The organism is Streptosporangium sp. NPDC049046 (assembly GCF_040649155.1).
In the GTDB taxonomy this organism is placed as follows: Bacteria; Actinomycetota; Actinomycetes; order Streptosporangiales; family Streptosporangiaceae; genus Streptosporangium.
Window position 1 is genome coordinate 36,311 of record NZ_JBEZEZ010000037.1, and the last position, 13,944, is coordinate 50,254.

Annotated in this window: 13 protein-coding genes; 9 read left to right on the plus strand and 4 right to left on the minus strand. The window is 71.2% G+C overall.

The window, feature by feature from the left end:
• The first annotated feature begins 44 nt into the window (after positions 1-44).
• Together AB0B96_RS35440 and AB0B96_RS35445 are read left to right on the plus strand one after the other, a co-directional pair.
• Entirely contained in the window at positions 45-533 is a 489-nt protein-coding gene (locus AB0B96_RS35440) for an NUDIX domain-containing protein (protein WP_362905914.1), read from the plus strand.
• A 157-nt stretch (positions 534-690) separates the two neighbouring features.
• On the plus strand, positions 691-1,038 hold the full coding sequence (locus AB0B96_RS35445; protein ID WP_350949394.1) for a PRC-barrel domain-containing protein: 348 nt from the start codon (positions 691-693) through the stop codon (positions 1,036-1,038).
• Between the two features lie 80 nt (positions 1,039-1,118).
• Here AB0B96_RS35445 and AB0B96_RS35450 read toward each other — a convergent pair whose 3' ends face one another.
• Positions 1,119-3,272 carry an RICIN domain-containing protein gene (locus AB0B96_RS35450; RefSeq protein WP_362905917.1) on the minus strand — a complete coding sequence of 718 codons (2,154 nt, stop codon included), beginning with the start codon at positions 3,270-3,272 and terminating at the stop codon, positions 1,119-1,121.
• A 545-nt stretch (positions 3,273-3,817) separates the two neighbouring features.
• Here AB0B96_RS35450 and AB0B96_RS35455 point away from each other — a divergent pair.
• The 4 genes from AB0B96_RS35455 to crcB all read left to right on the plus strand — a co-directional run bounded on the left by AB0B96_RS35455 (position 3,818) and on the right by crcB (position 7,002).
• Complete coding sequence (locus tag AB0B96_RS35455; RefSeq protein ID WP_362905919.1) at positions 3,818-5,464, plus strand: acetyl-CoA acetyltransferase; 1,647 nt, start codon at positions 3,818-3,820, stop codon at positions 5,462-5,464.
• A 295-nt stretch (positions 5,465-5,759) separates the two neighbouring features.
• A complete protein-coding gene (locus AB0B96_RS35460; RefSeq protein WP_362905921.1) occupies positions 5,760-6,281 on the plus strand; it encodes a CrcB family protein in 522 nt (173 codons plus the stop codon).
• On the plus strand, positions 6,278-6,619 hold the full coding sequence (locus tag AB0B96_RS35465; RefSeq protein ID WP_362905923.1) for a DUF190 domain-containing protein: 342 nt from the start codon (positions 6,278-6,280) through the stop codon (positions 6,617-6,619). Before AB0B96_RS35460 ends, AB0B96_RS35465 begins: the two co-directional genes overlap by 4 nt.
• Complete coding sequence (crcB, locus tag AB0B96_RS35470) at positions 6,616-7,002, plus strand: fluoride efflux transporter CrcB (protein WP_362905925.1); 387 nt, start codon at positions 6,616-6,618, stop codon at positions 7,000-7,002. The genes AB0B96_RS35465 and crcB overlap by 4 nt, the downstream gene beginning before the upstream one ends.
• 57 nt (positions 7,003-7,059) lie before the next feature.
• Here the strand turns inward: crcB and AB0B96_RS35475 are convergent, their stop codons facing one another.
• Positions 7,060-8,709: a bifunctional NAD(P)/FAD-dependent oxidoreductase/class I SAM-dependent methyltransferase gene (locus tag AB0B96_RS35475; RefSeq protein ID WP_362905927.1), complete on the minus strand. Its 1,650-nt coding sequence runs from the start codon at positions 8,707-8,709 to the stop codon at positions 7,060-7,062.
• A 190-nt stretch (positions 8,710-8,899) separates the two neighbouring features.
• Entirely contained in the window at positions 8,900-9,727 is an 828-nt protein-coding gene (locus tag AB0B96_RS35480; RefSeq protein WP_362905929.1) for a nitroreductase/quinone reductase family protein, read from the minus strand.
• Positions 9,728-10,502: 775 nt separating this feature from the next.
• Here AB0B96_RS35480 and AB0B96_RS35485 point away from each other — a divergent pair.
• From AB0B96_RS35485 to AB0B96_RS35495, 3 genes are read left to right on the plus strand one after another with little or no spacing between them, the layout of a single operon-like run.
• Positions 10,503-11,027, plus strand: coding sequence for a PadR family transcriptional regulator (locus AB0B96_RS35485; protein ID WP_362905930.1), 525 nt, complete (start codon positions 10,503-10,505; stop codon positions 11,025-11,027).
• Positions 11,020-11,682 carry an ABC transporter ATP-binding protein gene (locus AB0B96_RS35490; protein WP_362905932.1) on the plus strand — a complete coding sequence of 221 codons (663 nt, stop codon included), beginning with the start codon at positions 11,020-11,022 and terminating at the stop codon, positions 11,680-11,682. The genes AB0B96_RS35485 and AB0B96_RS35490 overlap by 8 nt, the downstream gene beginning before the upstream one ends.
• Positions 11,679-13,031 carry an FtsX-like permease family protein gene (locus AB0B96_RS35495; RefSeq protein WP_362905934.1) on the plus strand — a complete coding sequence of 451 codons (1,353 nt, stop codon included), beginning with the start codon at positions 11,679-11,681 and terminating at the stop codon, positions 13,029-13,031. The genes AB0B96_RS35490 and AB0B96_RS35495 overlap by 4 nt, the downstream gene beginning before the upstream one ends.
• Positions 13,032-13,134: 103 nt before the next feature.
• On the opposite strand, the gene AB0B96_RS35500 is transcribed toward AB0B96_RS35495, so the two are convergent.
• The gene (locus AB0B96_RS35500; protein WP_362905936.1) at positions 13,135-13,680 is read right to left on the minus strand and encodes a hypothetical protein; all 546 of its coding nucleotides are present in this window, start codon (positions 13,678-13,680) and stop codon (positions 13,135-13,137) included.
• Positions 13,681-13,944: the final 264 nt, after the last annotated feature.

Sequence of the window (13,944 nt, forward strand, 5' to 3'; positions counted from 1 at the left end):
GGAGAAGTCGGATCAAGACCTCGTTCTGGTCTAGTCTCGCGATCGTGACGATCAGGAACTCACACTGCTCCTTCTGCGGCAGGGCCTTCGCCCCCGACCAGGCGTGGCCGCGCACCTGCTCCGGCTGCGGGAACACCTCCTACCTCAACCCGCTGCCGGTCGCGGTGATGGTTTTGCCGGTGGACGAGGGCCTGCTGGTGGTCCGTCGTGGCGTCGAACCGCACCGGGGCGCTCTCGCGCTGCCCGGTGGCTTCGTCGACATGGGCGAGTCCTGGCAGCAGGCGGCCGTCCGGGAGCTTCGCGAGGAGACGGGGGTCGTCGTCGACCCGGACGGCGTGCGCCTCCTCGACGTGCTCAGCGCCCCCGACGGGACCGTGCTGGTCTTCGCCCTGGGACCTCGGACGGGCGCGGCCGACCTCCCACCGGTCGTGCCGACGGACGAGACGACGGAGTGGCTGCTGATCGACGGACCGCGAGAACTCGCCTTCCCGCTGCACACCCGGATCGTGGCGGAGTACTTCGCCGCGAAATGATTACGCGGTCGTCGGCACCGGTGGATTCGGCTCTCGACCTCGGAGGGAGGGCGACGCGGCCGCCGGGGGCCCGGTCCCGGATCTCCGACGGCCTGTTTAGCGCGGGCGCGGCGGGTAGGGGGCGGTTGTCCCACCTTCACCGACGAGGAGAAACACCATGACGGACGTGTGGAGCTACCGCCCCGACACCTACAGCGGCGAGCAGGCGCTGGATCTCGTGGGGTTCGACGTGGAGGCCACCGACGGCAAGATCGGTTCGGTGGACGAGGAGAGCAACACGGTGGGCAACAGCTACATCGTCGTCGACACCGGGTTCTGGATTTTCGGCAAGAAGGTGCTGCTGCCGGCCGGCACCGTGCACCAGATCGATCCGCAGGAGCGCAAGATCTACGTCTCGCGCACCAAGCAGGAGATCAAGGACGCGCCGGAGTTCGACGAGGCGACCTACAGGGAGCCCGACTACCGCGAGAAGCTGGGCGGCTACTACGGCCCCGGCACGCTGTAGTCGTTGACCGTCGACGAGCCCTTCCCCGCCCGGGGAAGGGCTCGTTTTCCGTGCGGTTCAGGAACGAGGGGGAGACCAGCTCAGGGGTAATCGACGAGATTGGCCACGTTGGTGCTGGAGTTGGACGGGCCGCCCGTGGTGTTGACGACGTTGCGGATCGTGCCGACACCACCGAGCGAGACCGTCACCATGTTGTGAAGGCGCACCCCCGGCTTGTTCGGGACCTCGAACGCGCGGGCCGCCACGACCCCGGGGTTGACGTTGAAATAGCAGTAGCTGCCCAGGCCCCAGGCCTCGTGCGTGGTGACCGAGTCGGCCACCTTGTACGCGGCGTAGCCCTGCGTGCTCCCGTTCATCCAGGCGGCCTGGTTGGGCGGGTCGTAGGGCATCTCGTTCTGGTAGAAGTACGTCCGGCCGCCGTTGCCGTTCCAGACGGTCTGGTGCTGCTGGTAGTGCTCGACGAACAGGCCGTACATCGTGACGTCGTCGCCGTTGACGGTGAGTCCGTTGGCGGCGGTGTTGGTGTTCCACCCGATGCCGCTGCCGTGGTCACCGCGCCAGATCCACAGGTGGTCGCCGATCACGTTGTCGCTGTTGACGACGAGGCTCTGGGTGGCCTTGCCGACGGCCGCGCCACCGACCCGGAAGTACACGTCGTGCAGCGATGTCGGGTTGGCGGCGTGGCTCGCCGACGATCCCGCGGGACCGACCTGCATCAGCATGGCCGAGTTGGTGGTACCCGCGTCGAGCAGCAGCCCGGCGACCTTGACGCCGTCCACGTCGGCGACGGTCATCGCGGTCACGCCGTTGTCGGGAATCAGCGTTGCCAGGCCCAGGCCGAGCACGACGGTGTTGGCCCGGGTCACCCTGATCGTGTCGTTGAGGTGGTACACGGCCGGGGTGAACAGCAGGTTCAGCCCTTGTGCGAGCGCCGCGTTGATGTCCGCCGCGGTGTGGCCGGGCTTGACGACGAAGAACTGGCCGATCGGGATCGAGGTGCCCGCGGGGTTGCCGCCGGTCCACGTCGTGCCGGAGGAGTTCGTCCGCAGCGCCGGCACGAACACCTGGTAGGCACCGGCCTGGTCGACGTACAGGAACGGCTTCTCGCGCACGACCGGCGTGGTCGCGACCCTGGTGTAGGGCGGGTTCGGGAAGTTGCCCGCGGGCGGGTTGTTCACGCCCACGAACACCATGTTCCAGTTGGAACCGGTCCAGCCGCCCCACTCGGCGTTGCGCGACAGCCACTGCTGCTGCGTACCCGACCGGACCTGGCCGTCGATCTTGGAGTCGGCGATGAAGCCGCCGCTCGACCAGCCGCCGTCGTCGAGCTGCAGGTTGCCGCGCAGGTGCATCCGCCGGTACGAGGCGGCCTGCGAGACCGCCCAGCGGTCGGTGCCGGAGGGCGGGGTGACCGACAGGTTCTCGGCTCCGCGCCAGAAGTTGTGGGTCGCGTTGCCCTGGAACCAGTCGGCCTCGGCGTGCACGGCGCCGTTGATGGTGACGTTGTCGGGTGACAGGCCGAGACCGGCGATCTGCGTGTAGAAGCCGATGTTGGCGTCCACCGAGTATGAGCCGGGCTTGAACAGCAGGGCGAAGCGGTTGGCGCCGAACTGGTCGGTCTGCTGCTGGCTGAAGACCGTGTTGAGCCTGGCCTGGATGGTCGCGGTGGGCGTCGACGGGTCGAAGATGCTCACGTTCGGGCCGAGGTCGGGGTTGTTCCCGCTCGGTGGAGGGGTGCCCAGGCTGAAGGACTGGGCGGCCGTGCCGTTGCACGTGTACTGCTGGAGTTGCACGCTGTCCCCGATCGAGGCACCCGGCACGTCGAGACACTTGCCGCTGTGCCGGTTGACGAAGTGGTAGAAGCCGCCGGCCTCCTCCACGGCCTGCCACTGCTGGTTGTTGCCGCCGGAGTAGGACCAGAGCTGGATGGGAGCGCTGTCGGCGGTGGAGACGTCCTTGACGTCCCACGCCTGGGCGTCGTTGTTGCCGTTGCCGACCCGGTGGAACCCGCCGCTGGTCGACTGGAACCGCCAGAGCTGGGCGGCCGAGCCGTTGCACGCGTACTGCTGGACGACGGTGCCGTTGGCGGTCGCGGCGGCCCGCGCGTCCACGCACTTGCCGCTGTTGCGGCTGATCACGGTGGTGAGCCCGGCGGGTGGCGCGGCCTGCGCCGTACCCGCCGGCACGATCAGGAACGCCGCGACCACGGCGAGCGCCATGAGGAGGTGTCTCATCGGAGTCTCCCGGCATCCCGCCGTGACATGGGGGTGTTCCTGGTCGCGCCGGATGGCACCTCGGCGTATCCGGTGACGGCGGGGGGCGGCGCGGCGACCGCGCCCGGGAGTGGCGGTGGGGGGTGCTGCGGAGTCACGGTGGCTCTCCTCTCTGGGGGTTTCTTCGTGGGCGCGGCACGCGCTCCTGAAGCCGCGGGCCACAGGTGCTTCCGTGGGGTGAGCGGCCCCGAACCCTCTCCCATCGGCTGGAAGGAAGGCCTTGGTAACTTCACCCCTTAAAATTACCTCGGATCAAACATGTGATCAGAAAGTTTGTCAATAGGAAAGTTTCCAAATAGTAGTTGCGTGGACGTCGCGGTGAGGATCCACTGCGGCTCTTCGTCGACCCGTAACCCGTGCCGGTCCGACCTCACGGCGATCGCGTGGAGGAAGGAGATACGCTCCATCCTTCAAGGGCGGTTTTCAGCTATAAATCACGGGTGGCCCGGGTGAGTATCACTTCGGGGTGGTGACGCCCTCGGCGCCGGATCCGCGGGAGCGTGAAGATGACCTTCGAGGACCTCGACCCCCGCACGCCGGTGCTCGTGGGCGTCGGGCAGTCGTCCGAGCGGATCGGCGAGCGCGACTACCGGCGCCTGTCACCCGTCGAGCTCGCGGCGGCCGCCGTCCGCGAGGCCCTCGCCGACACCCGTGCGAACCCCGCGGACGTCGCCGCCGCCGTCGACACCGTGGCGGGGGTGCGCCAGTTCGAGATCTCCGCGCCCGGCGCCCTCGCACCGCTGGGCAGATCCACCAACTACCCTCGCTCCGTCGCGAACCGGGTGGGTGCGAACCCCGGCCGGGCGATCCTGGAGGTGGCCGGCGGGCAGGCGCCCCAGCGCCTGGTCAACGAACTCGCCGCGACGATCGCGACCGGGTCCTCGCGGGTGGCCCTCATCGTCGGATCCGAGGCGATCTCGACGGTCCTGCACCTGGCGGGGGCCGAGGACAGGCCCGATTTCGGCGAGACCGTCGAAGGTGATCTGGAGGATCGCGGCTACGGGCTCAAGGGACTCGTCTCCCGGTTCCTGGCCGCGCACGGGCTGGCGGGCGCGCCGAGCCAGTACGCGCTGTTCGACAACGCGCGCCGGGCCCGCCTCGGGCAGACGAGGCGGGAGTACGCGGCCGGGATGGGGGCGCTGTTCGCCCCGTTCACCAGGGTCGCCGCCGCCAACCCGCACGCCGCCGCGCCCGTCGAACGCGACGCCGGGGAACTGGTCACCCCGACCGAGGACAACCGGCTCATCGCCGAGCCCTACACCCGCTACCTCGTCGCGCGCGAGAAGGTCAACCAGGGGGCGGCCGTCCTGCTGATGTCCGTGGCCGACGCGAGACGTCTCGGCGTCCCCGCGCAGAGGTGGGTCTTCCTGCACGGCCACGCCGATCTGCGCGAGCGCGACCTGCTGGACCGGGCCGACCTCGGTGCGGGACCGGCCTCCGTGACGGCCGCCCGGCACGCCCTGGACCTGGCGGGCATCGGGGTGGACGACCTGCACGCCATCGACCTGTACAGCTGCTTTCCCATCGCCGTCTCCAACATCTGCGACGGCCTCGGCCTGGCCGCCGACGACCCGCGCGGGCTGACGGTCACCGGAGGACTCCCCTTCTTCGGCGGAGCGGGCAACAACTACTCGACGCACGCGATAGCCGAGATCGTCCGGAGGCTCCGCGCCAGGCCGGGCTCGTACGGCATGGTGGGGGCGAACGGCGGGATGCTGAGCAAGTACTCGGTCGGCGTCTACTCGACCGCTCCCACCGGGTGGCGCCAGGATCGCAGCGCCGAGCTTCAGGCCGAGATCGACGCCTGGCCCGCCGTCCCGCAGGCCGTCCGGGCCGACGGGCGGGGCACGATCGAGACCTACACCGTGAGGCACCGGCGCGACGGCACCCGCGTCGGCATCGTGATCGGGAGACTCGAGGCCGACGGTCGCCGCTTCCTGGCGAAGACCGCCGACGGTGACGAGAAGACGCTCGCCCTGCTCGGCGACGGCGAGCCCGTCGGGAGGCGTGTCCACGTCCGCTCCTTCGACGCGGGCAACCGGGTGAGCACGGATGCCACCGTGCTGGACCGGCTCATGACCGGTGGGGACTCCGCCGGGGTCGTCGCGGCTCCGCGCGCCGGCCTTGGTGGCGCGATCGCGAAACGGACGTGAGGAGCGTGGCACCGCAGGGCAGCGGGTTCCGCAAGCCACGAGATCCCGTTTCGCCCGCCCGGGTGTGCCACGGCTCCCTCTCCGTGATTTTCCGCGACACGGGCCTCGGGGAGCGGCCGTACGGATGATCGCGGGGCGGTCGCGCTACGCTGGGCACGAGGAGCCCGCCGATATCCGGCGGGCCTCGCGGCGGTGGGGCCCGCCGCTCCCAACCGCGGCATCCGCCGCCAACGGTCCCTACCCGTGACAGGCGGTGCCCGCGATGCCGGGCATCCCCCCGCGTGTAGGGAGAGGCATGCGTCCGGACCAGGTGAAATTCACGGTGGCGACCGAGCCCGTCGACCCCGGCATCGATCCCGACCTCGATCCACCCGGTGCGCGCGGGGGCGGCGAGTCGCGTCGCTCCCATCACGCCGTGCTGGTGGTGATCGCCGCCGGTGGCGCGATCGGCGCGGGTGCCCGCTACGGAGCCGCCCTGCTGTGGCCGACCGCGGCCGGTTCCTTCCCCTGGACGACGCTCGGGGTCAACGCCGCAGGTTGCCTGCTGATCGGTGCTCTCATGGTCGTGCTCACCGAGGCCTGGACGGCGCCCACCTGGGCGCGGCCGTTCCTGGCCACCGGGGTGCTGGGCGGCTTCACCACCTTCTCCACCTACTGCCTGGACATCGAGCGCCTGGTCTCCGCCGGCCGGATCGGCCCGACGCTCGGCTACCTGGCGGCGACGGTCATCGCGGCCCTGGTCGCGGTGACGGTCGGCGCGTGGACCACCCGCAGGCTTCTGGCTAGAGCGACGAGGGCGAGGAGGGGAACGCGATGATTCCAGCCGCCCGGGCACTGAGGTTGACGATCTTCGTCGACGACACGGACACCTGGCGCCACCGACCCCTGTACACCGAGATCGTGCATCGGGCCCACGCCGCCGGGCTGGCGGGGGCGTCCGTCTTCCGCGGCATCGAGGGCTTCGGCGCCACCTCGATGGTGCACACCACCCGGCTGCTGTCGATGGCCGACCACCTGCCGGTGATCGTCACGATCATCGACACCGAGGAACGGATCCGGGCCTTCCTGCCGAGGCTGGACGACCTCCTCACCGAAGGGCTGGCCACCCTGGACGAGGTCGAGGTCGTCCGCCCCGGGACCGGGGCGACGACGTGAGCGGGCCGCAGAACTGGCTCGTGGTGCTGCTCGGCGGTGCCGTCGGGGCGCCGCTGCGCTACCTGACGGACCGGGCCGTGCAGGCCCGCCACGACACGCTCTTCCCCTGGGGCACCTTCACCGTCAACGTGGTCGGCTCGCTGATCCTGGGAGCCCTGACCGGGGTCGCGCTGTCCGGCGCGGTGGGCCCCGGCGTGCAACTGCTGCTCGGCACCGGTTTCTGCGGGGCGCTGACCACGTACTCGACGTTCTCCTACGAGACGCTGCGGCTCGCCGAGACCGGCGCGGTCCTCTTCGCCGTGGTCAACGTCGTCGCCTCGGTCGCCGCCGGTCTCGGCGCGGTGTTCCTCGGTCTCACCCTCGCCCAGGCGATCGTCGCGTGACCCCGTTCCACGAGACACGGGAGACGCCCGGCCCTGGAAAGGGGGAGGGGCCGCCGTTCAGCCTTTCAGGCGCCGGACCTTGAGGACGTTGTCCGTGCGGGTGGTGGGCTGTCCTTCGGGGTCGTTCTGGATCCGCTCGTGTTCCTCGCAGAGCAGCACCTCCCACTCCCCTTCCGGGAGCTCCAGGCTTTCCAGCACCTCCTGCGGGGTGGGGAGGTGCACGTCGGGATGGGGGTTGTGCTCCCAGGCGGGGAATCCCGCGTGCCCGACGATGAGGAGCGTCCCGCCGGGCGCGACCGCCGAGGCGGCGGTCCGCAGGATCTTCTCTCGCGGCATGTCGCCGGGGGAGTGCAGGAAGTGGGCGGAGACGAGATCGAAGACGCCCTGCGGGAAGGAGACCCCCAGGTCGTGCCGCTGCCAGTCGACAAGGCCGGTGACGTCCGCCGACGCGGCGTGCCGGGCGGCGCGCTCCAGTGCGACACCGGAGATGTCGGTGGCGGTGACGCGCCATCCTCGCCGCGCGAGCCAGATCGCGTCGGCGCCCTCGCCGCATCCCAGGTCCAGGGCACTGCCCGGCTCCACACCGGTGATCTCGCGGACCAGGACGACGTTGGGGTTCCCGCTCCAGATCCGGTCGCTCTCGCGGTAGCGGAGGTCCCAGAACTCCTCCTCGGGGACGGCATCCTCCCGCGTGTGCTCGTGCCGGCCGGAGTCGCGGCGGGCGGCGACGGCCCGGCGGGTCTCCTCGGCGATCAGGTCGGCGTTGATCGCGGCGGCGGCACGCCCGCCCGCCGCGGCGGCGCCGATCACCTGCTCGGTGAGCGCGGTGACGTTTCCCGCCACCCACACCCCGGGCAGTGCCGTCGCCCCGGACGGGTCGGCGGCGACGTAGCTGCCGAACACGTGCCCGCCCATCTCCTGGTCGGTCGTCTCCAGGCCCAGGCCGGTGAGGAGGCCGGAGCGGGCGGTGAAGCGCGGGGTCACCACGAGAGCTTGAAGGGGGACCACCCGGCCATCGGCCAGGCGTACGCCGGTGAGCCGGTCGTCCACCACCTCCAGCGCCGTCACCGGCCCGTCGACCACGGCGATGTCGCGGGCGGCGAGCTGCTCGTACTCCTCGGCGCCGAACTCGGGCGCGGTGTGCGAGAAGAAGGTCACGTCCCTGCTCCACTGCCGCCACAGCAGGGCCTGGTGAACCGCGAACGGCCCGGTGGCGAGGACGCCGATCGCCTGGTCGCGCACCTCCCAGCCGTGGCAGTACGGGCAGTGCAGGACCTCGCGCCCCCAGCGTTCCCGCAGGCCCGGCACCTCGGGCAGTTCGTCGACGAGGCCGGTGGTCACGAGCAGCCGGTCCGCCGCGACCGAGATCCCGCTGTCGACGGCGACGCGGAAACCTCCGGTGTCCAGGCGCTCGGCCGCCACGACGTCACCTTGCATGATCTCGCCGCCGTAGCGGGTCACCTCCGCGCGTCCCGCGGCCACCAGCTCCGAGGGGGGCATGCCGTCGCGCGTCAGGTAGGAGTGGACGTGGGACGCCGGAGCGTTGCGCGGCCGGCCCGCGTCGATCACCAGCACCGAGCGCCGCGCACGGGCCAGGGTCAGCGCCCCGCTCAGCCCGGCGGCGCCACCGCCGACGACCACGACGTCGTAGCGCCGCTCCTCACCCGCGGGGGTGGACGTCACGGCCTGTTCCGCTTGTACGGTCATGTGTGTAGTACCTCCGTTCGCCGTGAATACTCCGCCCACCTCCCCGAATCCGGCAAACTTAGTTGCCGAACCGGCAAACAGAGGGGGGCGGGCCTGAGGACGGGCGGACACGGGCGCACGACGCGTCCTCAGGCGGGTGACCCGCGCACCGGCCGACGGCGAACGTCACCGGTACGCGGGCGGCGGGGTGCTACGCGCCGAGGATCGGGAGCAGCTGCTCCTCCTCGTAGGCCAGGTGCCTTTCCAGCTCGTCCGTGAGCCGCTCGACCTCGGGGAGCACCGGCAGCGGATCCGCGCCCTCGGTGGAGATGACGTCCCGCAGCTCCTCGACGAGAGCCGCGATCTTCTCGTGTTCCCGGCTCAGCCGCTCCAGGGTCGGGGCGAGCTCGGGGTGGCTCCCGGCGAGGAAGGGGAACAGCGCGATGTCCTCACCGGTGTGGTGGTTGTGCAGCCCCTGGCAGAGGGTGAGGCAGTTCACCCGCAGCTGGGCGCCGAGTCCGGGACCCGACTCGGTGACCTCCTTGCGGATCAGGGCGAGCTCTCGCCGGAACGCTTCGTGGACCATCCTGAGGGTCGCGCCCGCCGACGACCCCTTCGGCGGCCCGCCGCCGACCTGCTGGAGGGCGACCACCGGGATGACGCGCGCCGTCTTGGCCTGGTAGTCGGCCCACCCGGGGTCGGCCTCGGCCGCGCGGGCGAAGACGCGGTCGCGTTCGGCGCCCTCCAGGACGACGGCCCGCGCCTGGTAGGTGAAGATGCCGTCCTCGACCGTGACGAGAGGGTCGGCCACCAGGTTGTGGAACCAGGCGGGGTGGTTCGGCGCGCCCCCGGCCGAGGCGATGACCAGGACCCGGGCGCCACCGTCGGGAAGGTAGCCGAGCGGGGTCGTGTGCCGGGCGCCGGACCGCGCCCCGACGGTGGTGAGCAGGAGCAGCCGGGCCCCCTCGAAGGGGCCGCCGACCCGCCCGCCGTTGGCGCGGAACTCCTCGATGATCTGCTGGTTGAATTCGTTGGGCATTCTTTGTTTTCTTCTCCGGAATCGATGGTCCCGCGACTGTTCGCGGGCATGACGAAGGACCGTCCGATGGGCAGGACGAAATCACCACGGGGCGACCGCGACCGTGGTGCGGGAAATCAGGAAGGAGCACTGGGCGACCGGCCCGGTCGGCGATTCATCGCCGGGGCCGGTTCACGAACGGCGCGAAACCCGCGGTGACCGGTGCCGCGAGAGCAGGTGGGCGTCACGCGGGACGTGGAAGCCACCGGACCATGGAAAACCGGTGGGAATCACACGCGCGGGCTACATGGGACGCGGAGACCACGAAGGAGAGATCCGGGTCGCGTCCACGGAGAAACGTCGCGCTGAGAGCGCGGAAGGAAAAAAGGGGGAGGGCCTCTGGCCCGCCCGGGGCTCACGCCTCGGCCGGGTGCCCTACTCGCTGTTGGCCCAAGGCCGACCCGGCAGTCACAAGGTCAACCGTAATGCCACAAACGCATCGGAGCAACGCCGCGTTTCCCGGTCGCCACGAGCGAGAACCCCCTGCGGGTACGGGAGGCCACCGGGAAACGCGGCGCGTACCTTCCGTGACCGGGTGCGCCTTCCGCGACCGGGGGCCGAGCACGCGCACGCGTTCCGCCTGACGCCGCAGGACTCGCCGATATGACGACCGGCGTCGCGGATTCACCTGTTACCGGGGTCTGTTCCAACGACGCCGGCGCTCGCCTTCCCCGGCGCGAGGTGATCGGCCTCTCTCTATTCGCTCAGTGTATGTATTGAATGTATAGTCCCGATCATGTCTACAGGACACGTGATGCTCGGGCTGCTCGCGGAGCGGCCCAAGCACGGGTACGAACTCAAACGCGAGCACGACCAGCGCCTGCCGGGCGCCAGGCCGCTCGCGTACGGGCAGGTCTACGCGACATTGCAGCGACTGCAGAGGGACGGCTTCGCCGAGGTGGCGGAGACCGTGCGGGAGAGCGGTCCCGAGCGCACGGTGTACGCGCTCACCGAGGAGGGGCTGGCCGAGCTGACCCGGTGGCTGGAGCAGGTGGAGACACCCGCGCCGCACGTTTCCAGCACGCTCGTCTCGCGCGTGGTGGTGGCGATCGTGGCCGGAGGCGCCGCCGACGGCTACCTGGTCAGGCAGCGCGCGGCCCACCTGGCGCGGATGCGCGAACTCACCGCGGAGCGGGCCTCGGGGTCCCCCGCGCAGGCGCTCGCCGCCGACTACGCCCTTCAGCACCTCGACGCCGACCTGCGCTGGATCGAGGCGGCCATGGAACGACTCGCGGATCTCAAGGAGGAGATCGATGCTTGAGGCACGTGCGTTACGCAAGACCTTCGGCAGGACCGTCGCACTGGACGGCGCGTCCCTGGAGATCGGCGACGGGGAGATCGTCGCGATCACCGGCCCGAGTGGCTCCGGCAAGTCGACTTTGCTGCACTGCCTGGCCGGGATCATCCGTCCCGAGTCGGGGGAGGTCCACTTCGACGGGCGGCGCGTCGACACCCTCGACGACGCCGGCCGGACGACGCTGCGCAGGCAGAGCTTCGGTGTCGTCTTCCAGTCAGGCGGGCTCGTCCCCGAGCTGACCGCCGAGGAGAACGTGGCGCTGCCGCTGCTGTTCAACCGGCACGGACGCCAGGAGTCGCTGCTGGCCGCCCGGTCCCGGCTGGAACGGCTGGAGGTGGCCGACTGCGCGGCCCGGCGCCCCGGCGAGCTGTCCGGCGGACAGCTGCAGCGGGTCGCTGTGGCCCGCGCCCTGGTCACCGGTCCACGGGTGGTCTTCGCCGACGAGCCGACCGGCGCGCTCGACTCGCTGGCCGGTGAACGGGTGATGGACGAGCTCGTCGGTACGGCACGCGCGGACGGCACCACCCTGGTGATCGTCACCCACGACAACCGGGTGGCCGCCTACGCCGACCGGGAGATCGTGCTGCGCGACGGCAGGACGGCCGGGGTGACCGTGTGATCACCGTGATGCGGATGCTCGCCAGGGGCGGGTCGCGGCGCGAGCGGGTGCGGGGGCGTCTCATGGTCGCGGGGGCGGCGCTCGCGACCTTCCTGCTGTGCGTGGCGGCGAACCTGCTGGCGTTCGGGCTCGGCGTCTCGCGCCACCCCGACGGGTTCCTCGTCGAGAGGCGGATCGAGTATCTCGGCTTCTTCTCCGGCAGGGACGCACGGCTCGTCACCGCGCTGGCGCTGGCCCTGCTGGTCGTGCCCACCATGGCCTTCGTTTATCAGGTGAGCCGGCTGGCCACCGCGACGAGGGAGCGCAGGCTCGCCGCGCTCCGGCTGGCCGGGGCCACGCCGCGCGAGGTGCGTCTGCTCGGGGCGTACGAGAGCGGGTGGCGGTCCCTGCTGGGCGGGGTGTCCGGCGTCGCGCTGTACCTGGTGGCGCACCTGGTGCCGGCGTGGTCGCTGGAGGGTGCGGTGCCTCGTGTCCCGTCGGCGCAGATCCTGGCGATCCTCGCGGTGGTGCTGCTCGCCGGGACGCTGTCCGGGCTGAGGGCGGGACGGCACGTGGTGACCTCGCCGCTGGGCGTGGTCCGGCGGACACCCCCGGCCGGTCCCAGGGCGTCCGACCTGGCGCTGACCGCGGCGGGTGCCGTGATGTTCGTCGCCGGACTCAAGAACAAGATCCCCTTTGTGCCGTACGGGGCGGCGCTGTTCATGACCGCCGGCATGGTGCTCCTGCTGTTCGGCCTGGTCCTCGCTGCCTCGTGGTTGATCAGGGCCGCCGCCCGGCGGATCGGCGACCGCACCGGGGTGGCGGAGACCCTGCTGGCCGCCCGGATGGTCGGGGCCGACCCTCGGGGGTGGGCCCGCGCGCTGGCGGTGGTGGGGCTGACCGTGTTCTTCGGCTCCGCGGTCGGTGCCCAGCAGGGGCAGATCCTTCTCCGGGGCGGCATCAATCACTCCTGGGGTGTGGCCTATCTGCTCGTCGACCTCGCCCTGCTGATCGCGCTGGTCACCTCGGCCGCCGCCCTCGTGGTGCACCAGGCGGAGGACCTGCTGGATCACCGGCGCTCGTTCGCCGCCCTGGCCGCCTCGGGCGTGCCCGGCGTCGCGCTGGGCCGGGTCCTCACCCGGCAGGCGCTCATCGCGGCGCTGCCGGTGTGCGTCGTGGCCGCCGTCGCGGGGGTGGCAGTGGTCGTCCTGTCGCTGGCGGACATCTACCTGCCGGCGGCGCTCTCCGTCGCCGCCGCCCGGGCGATGCTCATGGTGGGGGTCGGCGTGCTGGCCGCGGTGCTGGTGGCGCGGGCCGCCCGGCCGATCCTGCGCCGGACGCTGCGGCCGGAGGGGTTGCGGGAGGAGTGAGAAGGGCCGCCGTCCCGGACTCGTCGCCAAGGCCGGGCCGCTCTCTTTCTCGCGGCACGGTCTTGGCGACGGACGGCGGCCTGTCCCGCGAGACGTCCGCTGCTCAGCGGGTCGCGGGCTCCGAGTTCTCGGTGCGGAGAGATCGTGAGGTCCGGGTGGGGCGGGTCAGGGTGGTGTCGGCCGACCTGGCCGCCCAGAGCGCGATGGCGATGTACAGGACCTGCTGCGGGACCCTGAGCCACAGGGGCGTCGCCTCGTCGCCGTTGAAGGGGACGTCGGCGACGGCCGCGTAGACGTTGGCGGGAAGCAGCAGCACGTAGAGAGCGGCCAGGCCGATCCCGGCGGCCCGGCGTGTCGCGGCGACCACGAGTCCCGCGGCGCCGAGGAGTTCCAGCACGCCGGTCGCGTAGACCACGGCGCCGGGGAACGGCACGATGGGCGGCACCATGCGCACCAGGTCGGCGTGGTTGGGCATGAAGGTCACCTCGGCCGGGACGAAGTGCGCGGTGGCGGTGACGACGAGCATGGCGGCCATCCCGTGTGCCGCGCTCACCGGCCAGGTGGCGAAGCGGCGGGTGCCGAGCGCGCCCAGCGCCCGGAAGCCCAGGGTGGCGGCCACAAGAACGATTTCAACCACGAATGCGGACATCGACCCACCTCTTACTCGGATAGTTGAACTATCCAGCATTAGATACTATCGCTATCCAGTAATGCAACCTGGTCGCACGCAGGGGGGAGTCGCCCAGGCCCTTGCGAACGGGTGCCGGGGGCGGGCTCCAGCAGGGGCCGGCTCCCCAGACCGAGAACGAATCCACGTACGGTCGCGGCAGGACGGTGAGCTCCGCGTCACCCCGGCCGTTGAGCTCGTCCGACGCTGTCTTCCGCGCCGTTCCGGTACCTCGCCGGCCTGTTC

Bases quoted from the DNA above. Each gene is read 5' to 3' on its own strand.
- AB0B96_RS35455 (WP_362905919.1), top strand. From the start codon at position 3,818: ATGACCTTCGAGGACCTCGACCCCCGCACGCCGGTGCTCGTGGGCGTC.
- AB0B96_RS35445 (WP_350949394.1), top strand. From the start codon at position 691: ATGACGGACGTGTGGAGCTACCGCCCCGACACCTACAGCGGCGAGCAG.
- AB0B96_RS35500 (WP_362905936.1), bottom strand. From the start codon at position 13,680: ATGTCCGCATTCGTGGTTGAAATCGTTCTTGTGGCCGCCACCCTGGGC.
- AB0B96_RS35485 (WP_362905930.1), top strand. From the start codon at position 10,503: ATGTCTACAGGACACGTGATGCTCGGGCTGCTCGCGGAGCGGCCCAAG.
- AB0B96_RS35475 (WP_362905927.1), bottom strand. From the start codon at position 8,709: ATGACCGTACAAGCGGAACAGGCCGTGACGTCCACCCCCGCGGGTGAG.
- AB0B96_RS35460 (WP_362905921.1), top strand. From the start codon at position 5,760: ATGCGTCCGGACCAGGTGAAATTCACGGTGGCGACCGAGCCCGTCGAC.
- AB0B96_RS35450 (WP_362905917.1), bottom strand. From the start codon at position 3,272: ATGAGACACCTCCTCATGGCGCTCGCCGTGGTCGCGGCGTTCCTGATC.
- AB0B96_RS35480 (WP_362905929.1), bottom strand. From the start codon at position 9,727: ATGCCCAACGAATTCAACCAGCAGATCATCGAGGAGTTCCGCGCCAAC.
- AB0B96_RS35465 (WP_362905923.1), top strand. From the start codon at position 6,278: ATGATTCCAGCCGCCCGGGCACTGAGGTTGACGATCTTCGTCGACGAC.
- AB0B96_RS35490 (WP_362905932.1), top strand. From the start codon at position 11,020: ATGCTTGAGGCACGTGCGTTACGCAAGACCTTCGGCAGGACCGTCGCA.